Consider the following 15805-nt stretch of genomic DNA (forward strand, 5'->3'; position numbering starts at 1 on the left):
AAACAGCAACGTCCCCGTGAGCCACGCTCGCGGGGACGTTCTGCTGCTATCGGCGGGCGGTGGTCCCGACCTGCACCAGCCGGGCGTGATCGTCGACGACGAGGACGTCGGCCGCCAGGCCCGGTCGGAGATCACCGACACCATCGAAGCCGAGGGTGCGTGCCGGTGTGCGCGAACACATCTCGACCGCGGCGATGAGTGCTTCTGCGGCTACGACGTCGCCTCCGGACAGGCCCTGGGCGGCGCGGCGGAACAGTAGGGCCATGGTCGCGGTGCTGCCCGCGATCGCCCCGGTGTCACGGACCCGCGCGACACCGTCGACGACGTCGACGTCGAGAACGCCGAGCCGGTAGGACCCGTCGGACATGCCGGCCGCGGCCATCGCGTCGGTCACCAGCGCCACGCGGCCCACGCCGGCGACCCGTTCGACGTAGGTGGCGAGGTCGCGGTGGATGTGGACACCGTCGCCGACGAGTTCGACGGTCACCCGCTCGTCGGACAGCAGGGCCAGCACCGGTCCGGGTTCCCTGTGGCGCAGGGGCCGCATCGCATTGAACAGGTGGGTACCGACCCGCGCGCCGGCGTCGATGGCCGCACGGGTGCGGTCATAGGTGGCCTCGGTGTGACCGAGGGCCACCACCACACCGGCGTCGGCGAACTGCCGGACGGCGTCGATGCCACCGTCGAGTTCCGGTGCCAGCGTGACCATTCGGATAGTTCCCCCGCCGACACGCAGGATGTTCGCGATCTCGGCGGGATCCGGGTCGCGCAGGGTGGCCGGGTCGTGGGCACCGCACCGCGCGTGCGACAGCCAGGGCCCCTCGAGGTGGATGCCGGCCACCACGCCCGCCTCGACCAGTGGGCGCAGCCGCCGGACGTGCGTGATGAGGTCGTCAGGGGAGGCACTGACCAGACTCGCCAATGTTGTTGTGGTTCCCCTTGATCGGTGGAAGTCGACGGCGGTGTGAACGTCGACGGCCACTCCGTCAGTGTAGCTTCCACCGCCGCCACCGTGGACGTGCATGTCGACGAAGCCGGGGACGAGCGTGGCCTCTGGAAAACCACGATCGGCTGGGCGCGGCGGGAGTCCCTCCCCGACCTCGGCGATGCGTCCGTCCTCGACGGCCAGCCACCCCGGTTCCAGGGCGCGGCCGCCGCTGATAATCCTTGCCGCCGTAACGATCTCGCGGGAAGCCATATCGCGGGAAGTCATCTCGAAGGAAGTCACAGTGTCTCCGTCACCTTGCGCAGACCGCGCGGGGTGTCGGGGTCGCCGCCCCGCGCGATGGCCAGGTGCAGGGCCAGTTGCTGGAACGGAATGATCTCCAGCAGCGGCGAGAGTTCCTCGGGAGCGCCGACGGGAAGTTCGACGCCGCCGGTCAACTCGGACACGTATTCCGTTGCGCCCACACCGAAGACATCGGCGTTACGTTCGGCGAGGCGGTCCAGGACCTGGACCATCGCCGCGCCCCCGGCGCCGTGCGGCACCACGGCGAGCACCGGGACCTGCGGGTCGACGGTGGCCAGCGGTCCGTGCAGGAGGTCGGCGCCGGAGAAGGCCGGCGCCGACAGGTACGAGGTCTCCATCAGCTTCAGTGCGGCTTCCCGCGCGGTCGGATAGGAGTAGCCGCGGCCGGTGGTCACGAGCCGTTGGGCGAACCGATAGCGTTGCGCCACAGCACGAATGCGCAGCTCACCGCCCAGTACCGTGGCCGCCAGATCGGGCAGGGCGCGCGCATCGGCCCCGTCGCGGCCGGCCATCCCTTCCGACAGCAGGTACAGCGCCAGGAGTTCGGCGGTGTAGGACTTCGTTGCGGCAACGGACTTCTCGGCTCCGGCGTGGACCCGGAGGTCGAGTTCGGCGGCATCGGCCAGCGGTGAGGAGTCGGCGTTCGTGATGGCGAGGGTCATCGCTCCCTGTTCGCGGGCCACCTGCACCGACTGCACGAGATCCGGCGATCCCCCGGATTGGCTGACGGCGATGTAGAGGACGTCGCGCAGATCGGGGCGGGCGCCGTAGACCGTCATCGTCGACGGGGAGACCAGTCCGGCGGGCAGTCCGTGCCGGATCTCGATGAGGTACTTGGCGTAGAGGGCGGCGTGATCGCTGGTGCCGCGTGCCACGAACTGGACGAAGCGGGGCTTCTTCTCGGCGATATACCGTGCGACGGACAGTATTTCGGTGGTTCCGTCGCGGAGCAGTCGTTGCCAGGCGTCGGGTTGTTCGGCGATCTCGGCGGCCATCAGGTGGCCGGGCTGGTCGGTGACGGGTGTTCGGGTGAGGGTGTTCATGAGTGTTCTCCTTCGGTGTGGGCCGACGTCCGATGCGAGACGTAGGTCGCCGGACCGGGCGGCCGGTCGGTCAGTGGCTGTCGAGAAGTGCGGCGGCGAGGCGTGCGGCGCCGTGCACCGGGTCGACGCGCAGCACCCGGATGTCGGTGATGTCGCGGGGTGTGACGAGGTCGCGGATGCGGCACTGGAGTTCGGGTTGGTGGACGACCTGCCCGCCGGCCAGGACCACCGGACCGGTGGAGCCGAGACGGTCGGCGACCTGGCCGATCAGCTCGGCCAGGGCCGCGGCCGCGGCGTCGATGATGTCGTTGCTGCGCGAATCCCCTTGGGTGGCAAGCTCGAAGACGACGTGTGCACGACGCGCCCAGTACTGGCGGTCGGCGCGGGTGTAGAAGAGGTCGTGCAGGCCGGCGACGCCGTCGACCTCGCATTCAGCGGCCAGGCGCGTCGACAGCGGGGCCGGTGATCGTCCGGTGTCGTTGTCGCGCAGGGCTCGTCGCACCACTTCGCGGGCCACCCAGTAGCCGCTGCCCTCGTCGCCGAGGAGGTGGCCCCACCCGCCGGCGCGGGCGTCGGCCTCACCGGTGCGGCCCCAGGCCACCGATCCGGTGCCGGAGATCAGGGCGATCCCCTCGTCGAGGCCGGCCGCCGCCAGGATCAAATGGGTGTCATGCACGACGCCGATGGCGGCGCCGGGGATACGTTCGGCGAGAAGCTCTTCCAGCCGTGCGACGCTGGCCGGGGTGTCGACGCCCGCGGAGCCGGCCATGGCCGCGTGGACGCCGGCGGCGCCGCCGAGTGCCTCGATGGCGTCGTCGAGTTGCCGTCCCGCCTCGGCCACGCCCATCGACGAGACGTTGGCGCTGCCGACGATGGTCTCGGCGACCACCTCACCGTCCTCGGTGCGTATCGCCTGGGTCTTGGAGCCGCCGATGTCGAAGGCGAGGGTCACGACCGCTCCACCCGCTGCCGGGATGGTGGTGGCCTTGGTGGTTTCGGTGGATGGTGCGGTCTTCATCGTGACACCTTTGTCCGAGGCGTGTTCTCGACGACGGTCGTGTCCGGCCAGCGCCCGCCGTTTTGCCAATAGTGTTGGATGTCTTCGAGTTTACGGCCCTTGGTCTCCGGGGCCAGGAAGTAGACGAAGACCATGCCGATGAGCGCGAATCCGCCGAAGACGGCGAAGGTTCCGGCGCCGCCGATCGCGTTGATGAGCGAGAGCGTGAATGCCGCGACGATGGCGTTGGCCACCAGGTCGGAGGTGAGCATCGCCGACGATCCCTGCGAGCGCAGCCGGGCCGGGAACGCCTCGCCGGCGTAGACCCAGACCAAAGCGCCGAAGCCGAAGGAGAATCCCATGGTGAACACGACGAGTCCGGTGAATCCGAGGATGTGCGCGGGGGTACCGGCGCCGTGCATCGGGCCGTAGGTGACGATGAGCATGCCGGTGGCGATCACCATCGCGCCGATGCCGCCGAGCAGGATGGGGCGTCGTCCGGCTCGGTCGACGGACAACAGCGAGATGATCACCGCGGCCAGGCCGGCCACCTGCACCAGTGCGGGCAGCATGAGGGTGCCGAAGTCGCCGGTGAAACCCATGTCCTCGAACAACTTCGGGCTGTAGTAGACCACCGCGTTGATGCCGGTGATCTGGATCAGGAAACCGAGGCCGACGACGAAGACGGTGGCGCGCAACCACGGGCGGCGGAACATCTCGGTGATGCGGCCACCGGACTCCTCGGTCAGCGCGCGCTGCATCTCGCCGATCTCGGTGTCGACGTCGGCGTCGGGGTCGATGGCCCGCAGCGTCGCCCGGGCCTCGTCGACCCGGCCCTTGGAGATATACCAGCGTGGGGTGTCGGGCATCGTGATCAGCATCAGCATGACCAGCAGGGCCGGGATGGCCGCGAGACCGAGCATCCAGCGCCACGCGCCGTGACCGGCCAGGAAGTAGCCGATGACGTAGCCGCCGATGATGCCGAGGATGGTCGCCACCTGATAGGCGACCAGCATCGCGCCGCGGGTGCGTGGGGGTGCGGATTCGGCGACGAAGACCGGTACCACCACGATGGACACGCCGACGGTCACCCCGAGCAGCAACCTCGCTCCGAGGAGGGTCGCATTGGTCGGCGCGAAAGCGCTGAACAGGGCGAACAGGCAGTAGGTGGCGCCGACCGCGACCATCGACCGCTTGCGGCCGATGCGGTTGGCGAGCCAACCGGCGAGGATGGCGCCGACGATCTCGCCGATGACGACGGCGGTGGCCAGTGCCTGTTTGCCCGCGTCGCCGAGTCCGAAGTCGGCGGCGATGAACTTGAGTGCGGCGCCGATGTTGCTGCTGTCGTAGCCGTAGATGATGCCGATGCTGGCGGCCGCGATCCCGACGAGCAGGCCCGACGACCTCGCGTGTGCCGGGGGTGTGAGTGTTGCCATGTCGAGTGCCTCTCGAGCGGAGAATATTATTGGTGTAGACCAATCCAGGGGGTGCAGTCAGATTGGCATATACCAATATGGTCCGTCAATGGGTACGCTCAGATTCATGTCGACGTCCTCCGTCCGGACGGCATCCGCTTCCGGTGACCGTGCCCCGCAGCCACGCTATTTCCAGGTCAAGCTTGCGCTCGAGAAGCGCATCGCCGAGTTGGAACCGGGGATGTCGCTACCGCCCGAACGCAAACTCGCCACGGAGTTGGGAACCTCGCGCACGACATTGCGCCGAGCGCTGGCCGAACTCACCGCCGAAGGCGTCCTGAGCAGCACCCAGGGCAGCGGAAACTACGTCGCCCCACCGAAACTGGTGCATGTGCGGCAACTGACCTCGTTCAGCGACGACCTCGGCGCCGCCGGTCTGACCGTGCACTCGGAGATCATCGATGCCGATCAGCCGTCCGCCGACGCCGATCTCGCCACCCACCTCGACATCGACAAAGGCGCCCCCGTCGAACGCCTGGTCCGCCTACGTATCGTCAACGACGAACCCCTGGCACTCGAAACCGCCTGCCTACCAATACCTTTGGACGGACTCGTCGACGCCGTCACCACCAGCGGTTCGCTCTATGCGACACTCCACCGGTTCGGCATCGAGATCTGCGACGTCGAGGACAGCGTGCAAACCGCGCTGGCCACCCCCGATCAGGGACGACATCTCAAGGTCGCGACCGGAACCCCACTGCTGCTGATCGAACGCACCTCGCGCGACGCCGACGGCCGCATCGTCGAGTGGACCCGTTCGTTCTACCGCGGCGACCGCGTCAGATTCGTCGCCCGCGGGACCCTCTGACCCGAGGGGCCGGGGGCAACCGCTCGAACTCATTCCTCGCCAGTCGAGCCGCAGCGAGCCCCCCAGGGCGAGCCGCGAGTCGTTTCGACGGAGCTCAACGCAAGGAGACCACCGCAACCAGCGCCGGAACCCGCCCACAAGTCCCAGCCCACCCCACCAGGCCTCGCCACGGCCCTCCGTTTCGACGGAGCTCAACGCGGCGGCCATCGCTCCGAACCGGCTCGACCAACGAGCGAGTTGTCGGCCCAATCACCAAAACCGACGAGCCCTCCCCGACCACCGGCCGGGGAGGGCTCGTCTGGATACCACTCAGGCGCTGGCCGACTCCAGTGCGTCCGACGACGCGGCGGCGGCGACCGGCTTGGTCCGGGTGAAGTCCAGGTGCGGGTCTGCGACGTCCATCGCGAACGACTTGCGGTCCTTGTAGTAGCTCATCGACATCGACCACGGTTCTTCGACACCCTGCTTGGGCAGGTTGGCCAGCGACCGCTGCACGTATCCGGCGCCGAAGTCCAGCAGCGGTCGCGTGTCCATGTTCGGGTCGGCGACGGGCCGCACGGCCGGGTAACCGCGGGCGTCCATGTAGGCGAGCAACCGGCAGAAGTGCTCGCACAGCAGACCCACCTTGAGGGTCCACGACGAGTTCGTATACCCGATGGCCAGAGCGAAATTCGGGATTCCGCTGAGCATGAAACCGCGGTAGCAGATGGTCTTCGACATCTCGACGGGCTCACCGTCGACGCTCAGACCCACCCCGCCGAACAGCTGCAGGTTGAGTCCGGTGGCGGTGACGACGATGTCGGCCTCGAGCTCCTGCCCGCTCTCGAGCAGGATGCCCTTCTCGGTGAAGGTGGCGATGCGGTCGGTGACGACCGACGCCTTGCCCTCACGGATCGAGCGGAACAGGTCGCCGTCGGGCACCGCGCACAGGCGCTGATCCCACGGGTTGTAGGGCGGGTTGAAGTGCTTGTCGACGTCGAAGCCCTCCGGCAGCAACTTCTTGTTGATGGCCCGAATGACCTTGCGCGATGCCTTCGGGAACCGTTGGCAGGCCTCGTACAGCAGGCGCTGCTGCGCGATGTTCTTCGCCCGCGCCAGCGCGTAACCGCGCTCGTCACCCAGCACCGCACGACCGATGTTGGCCACCGGGTCATGCTTGGGTAGCGGAACGATGTAGGTCGGCGTCCGCTGCAGCATCGTGATGTGACCGGCCTTGTCGGCCATCGCCGGCAGCAGGGTCACCGCGGTCGCGCCCGAACCGATCACCACGACCTTCTTGCCGGCGTAGTCGAGATCCTCCGGCCAGTGCTGCGGATGGATGACCTGACCGCCGGCACCGTGCCCATTCGGCCCGCTCGCTTCGCTCCCGGCGCCGGTGAACCGCTCCACGCCCTCGAACTGCGGGGTGAAACCCTCGTCGTAGTTGTAGTAGCCGGCACCGGAGAACAGCCAGTTCGCCTTCATCTGGATCCGCTCACCGGTGTCGGTGCGGTCGATCTCGACCGTCCACAGGCATTCCTGCGACGACCACGACGCCGAGATCACCTTGTGGTGGTAGCGGATCTTGTCGCCGAGGCCGTCCTCGTCGATGGCCTCGTGCAGGTAGTCGAGGATACGGTTCGCGTCGGCGATGGACTGCTTGTCGGTCCACGGCTTGAACGCGAAACCGAAGGTGTGCAGATCGGAGTCCGACCGGATGCCCGGGTACTTGAACAGGTCCCAGGTACCACCCGGGACGTCGCGGCCCTCGATGATCGCGAAGGTCTTGGTGGGCACCTCCTTGGTCAGGTAATGGGCGGCACCGATACCGGAGATGCCGGCACCGATGATCAGGACGTCGACGACATCGACACTGGGGGCTGTCTGGGGCACCTGTTGACTCCTCACACTGGCCAGGAATATGACACCCGGCGTTGTTACATTCCAGCATGCGACTGCAGCACAGATCACACCAGGGACATAGTGCCCATACTACTGGCCAACAGAAGGGCATAATGCACCAATGGACGTTGACTGGCCCCCGGTATCGCCCGCGGTTCGGGATCTGATTCGTCAGGCATCCCTGCTGATCACCGATCCGCCGGCGGATTGGGTCAGCCTCCTGCACGACGCGTCGCTGTCCGGCGTCCGGATGAAGGCGATCGCCGACGACCCGGTCCTCGCCGAGGGCACCCGACGCACCAACCTGGCCAACACGATGCGGTGGGCGCAACACAACGTCGACCACCCGGGCGACCGCGTCCCCGCCCAACTCACCCCGGAGATCATGACCGCCGCGCGGGATCTGGTCCGCCGCGGCCTCGACGAATCCTCCCTCGACGCCTTCCGCACCGCGCAGAGCGCCGCGTGGCGCATGTGGATGGACATCTGCTTCGGACTCACCGACGATCCCGCGGTACTGCGGGAACTGCTCGACGTCACCTCGCTGTCGATCTCCACGTTCATCGACGACACCGTCACCGCGATGAGCGAACAGATGCGTGCCGAGCGGGAGGAACTCGCCCGGGGCACCCACGCGCAGCGGCAGGAAGCGGTGTCGCTGGTGCTGGAAGGCGCGCCCATCCCGCGCACGCGGGCGGAGTCGCAACTCGGCTACCGCCTGTCGGGCCCACAGACCGCACTGATCTTGTGGAGCGTCACCCCCGGCGCCGCAACGCAACTCGAGGCGGCGGCGCAGGAACTGTCACGGGCGACTCCTACCGGCCGCTCACTGCCCATCGTCGCGGGCGCGTCGTCGTGGTGGATGTGGTTGCCCACCAACGGTATCGGCAGCCCCGACCTGTCGGGCTTCGTCGACATCCGGGTCTCGGTGGGACGTCCCGGAACCGACGTGGAAGGGTTCCGGTCGAGTCACTTTCAGGCGCTGAGCACCCAACGTCGCCACGCCCGGCTCGGCGCGAGCCGCCAGATCGTGCACTACGACGACATCCGGCTGGCCTCACTGTTGACCACCGACGAGGCGGCCGGCAACGAGTTCGTCGCCGACACCCTCGGCGCCCTGGCCACCGCCGACGACGAACTCGTCGATACCATCCGCACCTGGATTACCCTGCAGTGCAACACTTCTCGTACAGCCGAGGTCATGTACACCCACCGCAACACCATCATCCGGCGGTTGGCCCGCGCCGACGAACTGCTCCCCCGCCCGCTGGCCGACAACCTCGTCGACATCGCCGCGGCGTTGGAGATCACGCGATGGCGGGAGTGACGAATGGGCACGACCGACCCTGGACGCGGGCGCTTCTCGTCGGCGCGGCACGCCCATGGTCGCGCGGTCTTTGCAATGACAGCGCGAGTGAGCAGATGCCGCGCCAGCAAGAACCCACCGCATCCAACCCTGCTCAGCCGCAACCATTCACCGTTTGCCCGGCGAACCGCGCGGCGAGGAAGGTGACCGCATCCGCACTCCACGGCACGATCGCCTCGGTGTGGCTGCGCCCCGGATAGGTGCGGAAGGTGGTCGCAACTCCACGGCGGCAGTAGTCTGCGGCCAGGGCTGCCACGTCACCGGTGATCATGATTCCGTCACCGGTGTTGTCGGACTTGCCGATTCCGAGGAACATTGGTGACCGGGGTGTGCCCATCGATCCCATGACGTTCTGCCGGACCGCGGCCCGCATGCCGGGCACATTGATGAGGCCGCCGACGCCGGGCTTCAGTAGTGACTCGTCGGTGAGTCCTGGGTACTTCGACGCGAAGTCGATGATGCACTCGCCACGGACCTCGCCCAGCACCTGGACCCCCTTGGGGGAGAGGTAGTTCGACAGCCCGAGGTCGAAGGTCTCGTTGTAGACCGTCATCAACGCGGGGATGACTCCGGCCCACTTCTGGCTGCCGTCGACGTAGGCGAGGTTGTTCTCGGGATTCACCAGCACACCACCGGCGGCCGCGCCGACGATGTGCAGTTCCGGTGCGTACCGTGGTGCGATCTCGGCACCGAATCCTGTGGGTATCGATCCGCCGGAGTACCCGTAGAGTCCGACCGGAGTAGTGGTGGGCGCCTTCAGATATCGCAGCGCGGCGCGCACCCCGTCGAGTGCGGCGTGACCGGATTCCAGGCCCATCGTCCAGCGCAGGTTCTCCCCCTCGTAGTCGGGTACCGCCACCGTGTAGCCGGCGGTGACGAGACCGCTGATCATCACCGCGTCGAGGGATGCGTTGGAGGTGTCGCCGCCGCGCAACGAGTACGACGGGTCACACTGCGCGCCCAGCGCATCGTAGAAGGCATGGTAGGAGATGAGCCGTCGCGGTGCGCCGGCGGCGACGCCGGGCGGAGAGATCACCGTGGTGACCGTCGCCGCGGGGTCACCGAACTGGTCGGTGGTGCGGTAGAGCAGTTGCGTGGCCGTCGCGGGCAGCCCCTGTCCGCGAAGGCCGAGTTGCACGTCCCGCGACCGCAGGACCGTGCCGGGTGCGGCACCCGGCAACCCGGCGCCGGCAATGTAGAACGGGTCGGAGGTGGGCAGCTCCGGTGGTGCGGCCGACGCGGGCGGCGCGGTGAGAACGGCCGTCGCGACCGCCCACACCATCACAACGACGAGGACACACCGACGTACCGCCGGACCGGGTGAACACATGCAAGTGATCATCACCCACCGAGCCGCCGTCGGCAGCGGAAGCGTCGAGGATCGCGTCCACCTCGGCGGCACGTGCTACAAACACACAGGTGAACCGATACCGACGGGTCATCCGGGGGCTGCCCACCCTCACCGGGGCGCTCGTCGTCGCACTGACCGTGGCTTGTTCGGCGCAGGCCGGCAACGGCCCGGCCGCCGCAGACCCCACGCGGTCGCCGACGCGGACCACCGCCCCGGCGTCGGTTGCCGCGACACACGCCGCCACGCCGGTGCCCCTGCCGCCGATCTCCGAGGCCGCCCGCGCGGTCGGTTTCGTCGACGTGCGGACCGTGGTCCCCGATGCCGTCATCGACCTCCGCTATGCCACCACGAACAACTTCGTCGGCGTGCGGCTCTATCCGGCGAACGCCCGGTGTCTGATCCACGAGTCACTCGCCGCCGGTCTCCGCGCGGCCGCCGCGCGGCTGCGCACCTCAGGCGAGACGCTGGTCTTCTGGGACTGCTACCGCCCCCATTCGGTGCAGGTGACCATGTTCCAGGAGGTGCCGAACCCGGCATGGGTGGCCGCGCCCGGACCGTATTCACGCAGTCACGAATCCGGCCGGTCGGTGGACGTCACCCTCGCGACACGACGCTCGGACTGCCCGGCGGATCGCCGCGTCGACGGCCACTGCCTCGTCGACATGGGCACCGATTTCGATTCCTTCACGCCAGCCGCGACGGCATTCGCGACCGAGGGCGTGTCGCCGGCGGCGCAGCGGTCGCGAGCACGGTTACGCGACGCCATGGCCGCGGGTGGACTGTCGGTGTACAGCGGCGAGTGGTGGCATTTCGACGGTCCCGGTGCCGGCGTGCACCGCCCGATCATCGACGTGCCGCTGACCTGAGAAGTCCTCAGATCAGACGCGGATCGACGAGTCGACGGGCGTGGCGATCGGTGGTCGCCACGCCCGTCCTTGCTCACCGGTGTCGTTCACCGCTGTCGGCCGTTCTCCAACCGCACCCCACCCCACACACCGCTCATGCGGTGGGCACGGCCGTGCGCCTCGCAGTCGGGACGGATGGGGCAGCCGGCGCAGACCTGCGCGGCATGGGTGAAATCGTCGGTGGGGAACGGAAACCAGTCCTCCGGGTCCTCCCATGCCGCCGCGCACCGGGCACGACGCCAGTCGGGGTCGCCGGGGTGGTGCGCGCCGAGCAGGTCGGTCGGGGGCAGGACGGTCGGAGGCCGCTGATCCATCGTGGTCATCGGCGGCCTCCTTCCGTGAGCCGCTCCCTGCGGCTACTCGATCGCGTATCCGAGAGCGAAGAGCTCCCAGACCTCCTTCTGGTCCTGCGCCCACGGGTCGTGGACGAAGGGTGCGTGGCGCAAGGACATCGCGGCTTCCCGCGGGGTGCGGTCGGCCTTGAATCCGTTGCAGGACTTGCACGCCGCCACCTGGTTGCCGAAAGTCGATCGGCCACCCCGTGATTGGGGAACGATGTGGTCGACGGTGTCGGCCGGCCCCTCGCAGTAGGCGCAGATCCACTGGTCGCGACGCAGGATGGTGGCGCCGGATGCGTAGGAATCCATCGACTTGCCCGCAAACGGACGGTAGGCGTCACGTTTGATCGCAACGACCTTGTGGATCGGCTGGCTGATGCTCGGTGAATGCACCACCCGAACCAGCGGTGTGCCCTCGACGTTGCGGGCGACACCGGTGGTGAGCAGCACCGCCGCGCGACGCCAGGTGACGCGGGCGAGTATCTGCAGGCTCGCGTTGGTGACGAAGATGGTCGTCATGGCCACTCCTCTTCGGTGGGGCGGATTCGTGTCCTACGAACCCGCTATGCACCACCGTCGGGAGGTCAGCCTTCGAGCAGGCCTACTCCGGTGGCACAGTGGATGAACAGACTGTGAATGGGTGCTGGGTCGTGCTGCTGATCGAACGTGCGATACGTCGATAGCTCACGCCGACAACCGAATCCGCGATCAGCGCGTCGCCGTGATTCGTTGGCGGTCATTCGTGCCACCTCCTTCCAGTGATGCTCGCATTGTGCTGCGCTCAGTCATTGGTGAGATTGTTCCCACCAAACGCGCCCAGGGTACCGCCGCTGCGGGGTGCCGTCCACGCATTTACCGTCGGCCTCGGCGGGTCGGTGCCGACGATGACGCCTCACGTGTAGGGCGAGCCGGGCGAGGTGGTGTCGAGGATCAGGCCCATCACGATGGCATCCCACAGTTCGCCGCTGCGTCGCCGGTAGTGCCGATACAGGCGGCCTTCGGCTACGCAGCCGAACTTCTCGTACAACGCGATGGCCACGCGCCCGCCGACGGTCGCGATGAACTCATCGGCGTCATCGGGCACGGCCGGGCGGATCACCCAGTGGTGCGGCATTGCTCCGGTCGCCCGCACCGCGGATCACCGATCCCCGCCCAGAATCTCGCGGATGTCACTCGCGGTGAGGGCAGCGCCGAACATGTCGCCGTCGTCGACCACTGCGGAGAACAGCGCACGCTTCTTGGTCTGCAGTTCGACAACCCGTTCCTCGATGGTTCCCGCCGACACCAGGCGATAGACGGTGACACCTGTGCTGCCCGATGCGGTGCATACGGTCCACGGCCTGCGCCTCGGCGGCCGTATTCCACCACGGGCCGCGGACGAAGCGATCAGATCAGGCCCCCATACCCTGGCTAATTAGGTAACCCTAAGTTAGGCTGGGCGGCGTGGCACCCCCCGACCTCGGCGACATCCAGGAAACCCTTCTCATCCCGCTGTACGGGCGGGCCAAGGACGCCCGTCGATCCGGTGGCGGCATCCTCGGTGACCGAAAAGCGATCGAACTCGTCGACGCCATCGACTACGACTTCGCCAAGTTTCGCGGCCCGTCGCTCGCCGGGGCGGTCCTACGTGCCGACATCTTCGACGGCTACATTCGCGATTTCCTCGCCGAACACCCCGAGGGCACCGTCGTCGATCTCGGATGCGGACTGTCGACCCGGTTCGACCGCCTCGACAACGGGCGGGTGCGCTGGTTCGATCTCGACGTCGACGACACGATGTCGTTGCGCCGCCGGTTCTTCGATGATTCCGACCGCTACACGATGGTCGCGGCATCGCTGTTCGACGACGCCTGGCACGCCATCGTCACCGAACGTGGCGGACCGATCATGCTGGTCACCGAGGCGGTACTGCTGTACTTCGACGAGTCCGAAGTCGTCGACGAACTGCGCTCCCTGGCAACAGCTTTCCCAGGTTCGCCGATCGCTTTCGATACCGGCGGCTCGCTGATGATGAAGAGCCAGGATCGCAATCCGGTGTTCAAAGCCGTTCCGGCGCGGATGAAATGGATCTGCGACGATCCCAGGACCCTGGAGCCCTACGGTCTACGGCTCGTCGAATCGAGAACGCTCGCCCAGCCACAACCGACCGTGGCCCGCACCTGGCCGGCGATCTACCGCTACGGCATGCGGGCCATCGGGTGGACACCGATGGTCACCGGATATCGCATCAATCTGTTCACCGCCGACGCCGGTTCGGCGTCGGCGTAGGTCCGGCGGCGTCGGCGCAGGTCCGGGTTCGCTCCGAAAGACTCTCGGCGTCAGCGATTCTGTGCCATCGTAGAAGGCAGGGTCGGACAACCATCTGATTCCGGGCACCACCCCCGGTGAGGAGTCATCATGTACCGCACCAGTATTCGCGCGTTCGTCGCCATCATCATCTCCACCGCCGCCGTCGCCATCGGCCTGTCGGTCGCATCGCCTGCCGCAGCGGCATTGCCGATGCCGAGCGGGTACTACGCCGGCAACGTCACGAGCTTTCCGCCCGGTAATACGGTCTGGTACGGCAAACGCTTCACCGGTGGTGCCGTCATCAACAACACCGCGATCGGGTGGGCGTTCCCCGGGCGCGCATACCCCGGCCGTTCGGTACTGAACAATGCACCGGTGATCGTCGTGGACTACAGCGGGACGTCGATCGGCTTCGTCCGGGATGAACTGACACCCGACGGGCGGGGCGGGTACTGGGGCGACACCATCAACGGTCGGGCAGTGTTGCTGAGGTTCCATCTCGCCCGCGGATGAGCTGATTTCGGCGAACGCCTGCGTACACCGTGTCCGCGTGTCAACCATACGAGGGAGCCACACGCGAAGGAGACGGGTCAGTATGAGCGACGCTGCCGAGGACAACCCCACCGAAATCCGCACAGACGTCGTCATCATCGGCGCGGGCCTTTCCGGGATCGATATCGCCTACCGACTACGGGAGCGCAACCCCGAGGTCACCTACGCCATCCTCGAACGCCGCGAGCGGATCGGCGGTACGTGGGACCTGTTCCGCTATCCAGGGGTGCGTTCCGACAGCGACATCTTCTCTCTCAGTTACCCGTTCGAACCGTGGCGGCGTCCCGAGGCACTCGCCGACGGCGAGCACATCCGCAGCTACATCGCCCACACCGCGCACACTCATGGCATCGATGACCACATCCGGTTCGGTCGCCGCGTCACCTCCGCGGACTGGGATTCGGCCACCGACACCTGGACGCTGACGGTCACCTCCGATGCCGGCGACGAGAAGCATCGATGCGGGTTTCTCGCGTTTGCGACCGGTTACTACGACTACGACCACCCCTACACTCCGACCTTCGCCGGGATCGGCGACTTCACCGGCCGGGTGGTTCATCCGCAACATTGGCCGGAGGATCTCGACTACTCCGGGAAACCGATCGTGGTCATCGGCAGCGGCGCGACTGCGGTCAGCCTGATCCCCGCGCTGGCCCGAACCGCGTCACACGTGACGATGTTGCAGCGATCGCCGTCCTACATCTACTCCTCACCGCAGAAGCAGTACTTTGCCCCGTTGGTCCGCAAACTCCTGCCGGAGAACGCCGCGCACCGCGTCGTGCGGTCGCGCTACGCGTTGCAGACCGCCGCGCTGGTGCACGCCACTCACCGGTTCCCGAACTTCGGCCGGAAGATGATCCGCGCGGGGGTCGTCAAGGAACTTCCCGAGGGCTATCCCGTCGACGTGCATTTCAACCCCGATTACGACCCGTGGGATCAGCGGATGTGCATGGTGCCCGACGGTGACCTGTTCGCGGCCATCTCCGACGGTTCGGTGGACATGGTCACCGACACGATCGATCACTTCGAGCGCACCGGCATCGCTCTGACCTCGGGTCGCCATCTCGACGCCGACATCGTCGTCACCGCGACAGGCCTGACGTTGCAGGCCTTCGGCGGGGTCGTCATTCGTGTCGACGGTGACGAGATCAAGCCTCATGACCGGTTCCTGTTCAAGAGCCATCTACTCGAGGATGTCCCGAACATCGCCTGGTCACTGGGCTACACCAATGCGTCGTGGACGTTGCGGTCGGACCTGACGGCACAGTCGATCGCCCAGTTGGTGGAGTACATGCGAGACCGCGGCTACACCCACGCGTACCCGCATCTGGGCAGCCAGTCGATGCCCAGCAAGTCGGTGTGGGACCTCGAGGCCAACTACGTCCGGCGCAGCCCCGAGGCGCATCCGAAGTCGGGTACCCGCGGTCGGTGGCAGGTGCGGCACAACTACTACCGCGACCTGCTCGAGCACCGTTTCGACAAGGTCAACGACGGCCTCGTCTTCGGGCGTGTTCCCCGGGTCGTGGACAGTGGCATCGCCGGGCGTTAGTC

Annotated in this window: 15 protein-coding genes and 1 pseudogene; 6 read left to right on the forward strand and 10 right to left on the reverse strand. The window is 67.3% G+C overall.

Annotation, left to right across the window (positions count from 1 at the left end):
* Positions 1–46: 46 nt before the first annotated feature.
* The 4 genes from ABLE92_RS15595 to ABLE92_RS15610 all read right to left on the reverse strand — a co-directional run bounded on the left by ABLE92_RS15595 (position 47) and on the right by ABLE92_RS15610 (position 4725).
* Positions 47–1213 carry an N-acetylglucosamine-6-phosphate deacetylase gene (locus ABLE92_RS15595; protein ID WP_496560815.1) on the reverse strand — a complete coding sequence of 389 codons (1167 nt, stop codon included), beginning with the start codon at positions 1211–1213 and terminating at the stop codon, positions 47–49.
* Between the two features lie 11 nt (positions 1214–1224).
* Positions 1225–2244 (reverse strand): SIS domain-containing protein, encoded by a 1020-nt coding sequence (locus ABLE92_RS15600; RefSeq protein WP_348805772.1) that lies wholly within the window; start codon positions 2242–2244, stop codon positions 1225–1227.
* A gap of 118 nt (positions 2245–2362) precedes the next feature.
* Positions 2363–3310 (reverse strand): N-acetylglucosamine kinase, encoded by a 948-nt coding sequence (locus tag ABLE92_RS15605; RefSeq protein WP_348805712.1) that lies wholly within the window; start codon positions 3308–3310, stop codon positions 2363–2365.
* Complete coding sequence (locus ABLE92_RS15610) at positions 3307–4725, reverse strand: sugar porter family MFS transporter (protein WP_348805713.1); 1419 nt, start codon at positions 4723–4725, stop codon at positions 3307–3309. Before ABLE92_RS15610 ends, ABLE92_RS15605 begins: the two co-directional genes overlap by 4 nt.
* Before the next feature lie 106 nt (positions 4726–4831).
* Here ABLE92_RS15610 and ABLE92_RS15615 point away from each other — a divergent pair, with 106 nt between their 5' ends.
* Positions 4832–5572 (forward strand): GntR family transcriptional regulator, encoded by a 741-nt coding sequence (locus tag ABLE92_RS15615; RefSeq protein WP_348805714.1) that lies wholly within the window; start codon positions 4832–4834, stop codon positions 5570–5572.
* Between the two features lie 309 nt (positions 5573–5881).
* On the opposite strand, the gene ABLE92_RS15620 is transcribed toward ABLE92_RS15615, so the two are convergent.
* Positions 5882–7444, reverse strand: a complete 1563-nt coding sequence (locus ABLE92_RS15620) for a flavin-containing monooxygenase (protein WP_348805715.1) — start codon at positions 7442–7444, stop codon at positions 5882–5884.
* A gap of 130 nt (positions 7445–7574) precedes the next feature.
* Between ABLE92_RS15620 and ABLE92_RS15625 the strand changes: the two genes are divergently transcribed.
* Positions 7575–8780 carry a PucR family transcriptional regulator gene (locus ABLE92_RS15625; protein ID WP_348805716.1) on the forward strand — a complete coding sequence of 402 codons (1206 nt, stop codon included), beginning with the start codon at positions 7575–7577 and terminating at the stop codon, positions 8778–8780.
* A 133-nt stretch (positions 8781–8913) separates the two neighbouring features.
* On the opposite strand, the gene ABLE92_RS15630 is transcribed toward ABLE92_RS15625, so the two are convergent.
* Positions 8914–10101 carry a lipase family protein gene (locus ABLE92_RS15630; protein WP_348805773.1) on the reverse strand — a complete coding sequence of 396 codons (1188 nt, stop codon included), beginning with the start codon at positions 10099–10101 and terminating at the stop codon, positions 8914–8916.
* 137 nt (positions 10102–10238) lie between these two features.
* Between ABLE92_RS15630 and ABLE92_RS15635 the strand changes: the two genes are divergently transcribed.
* On the forward strand, positions 10239–11036 hold the full coding sequence (locus tag ABLE92_RS15635) for a M15 family metallopeptidase (protein WP_348805717.1): 798 nt from the start codon (positions 10239–10241) through the stop codon (positions 11034–11036).
* An 86-nt stretch (positions 11037–11122) separates the two neighbouring features.
* Here ABLE92_RS15635 and ABLE92_RS15640 read toward each other — a convergent pair whose 3' ends face one another.
* The 4 genes and pseudogenes from ABLE92_RS15640 to ABLE92_RS26180 all read right to left on the reverse strand — a co-directional run.
* Entirely contained in the window at positions 11123–11398 is a 276-nt protein-coding gene (locus tag ABLE92_RS15640; protein WP_348805718.1) for a WhiB family transcriptional regulator, read from the reverse strand.
* Between the two features lie 33 nt (positions 11399–11431).
* Complete coding sequence (locus tag ABLE92_RS15645) at positions 11432–11932, reverse strand: HNH endonuclease (protein WP_348805719.1); 501 nt, start codon at positions 11930–11932, stop codon at positions 11432–11434.
* A 373-nt stretch (positions 11933–12305) separates the two neighbouring features.
* Complete coding sequence (locus tag ABLE92_RS15650) at positions 12306–12527, reverse strand: GNAT family N-acetyltransferase (protein WP_348805720.1); 222 nt, start codon at positions 12525–12527, stop codon at positions 12306–12308.
* 24 nt (positions 12528–12551) lie between these two features.
* Positions 12552–12795, reverse strand: a pseudogene (locus tag ABLE92_RS26180) (hypothetical protein); the annotation flags it as partial.
* A gap of 61 nt (positions 12796–12856) precedes the next feature.
* Between ABLE92_RS26180 and ABLE92_RS15660 the strand changes: the two are divergent.
* From ABLE92_RS15660 to ABLE92_RS15670, 3 genes are all read left to right on the forward strand, one after another.
* Complete coding sequence (locus tag ABLE92_RS15660) at positions 12857–13681, forward strand: class I SAM-dependent methyltransferase (RefSeq protein WP_348805722.1); 825 nt, start codon at positions 12857–12859, stop codon at positions 13679–13681.
* A gap of 129 nt (positions 13682–13810) precedes the next feature.
* Complete coding sequence (locus tag ABLE92_RS15665) at positions 13811–14215, forward strand: hypothetical protein (protein ID WP_348805723.1); 405 nt, start codon at positions 13811–13813, stop codon at positions 14213–14215.
* An 82-nt stretch (positions 14216–14297) separates the two neighbouring features.
* Positions 14298–15803, forward strand: a complete 1506-nt coding sequence (locus tag ABLE92_RS15670) for a flavin-containing monooxygenase (protein ID WP_348805724.1) — start codon at positions 14298–14300, stop codon at positions 15801–15803.
* Positions 15804–15805 lie beyond the last annotated feature (2 nt).

The organism is Gordonia oleivorans (assembly GCF_040044975.1).
Classification (GTDB): domain Bacteria; phylum Actinomycetota; class Actinomycetes; order Mycobacteriales; family Mycobacteriaceae; genus Gordonia; species Gordonia oleivorans.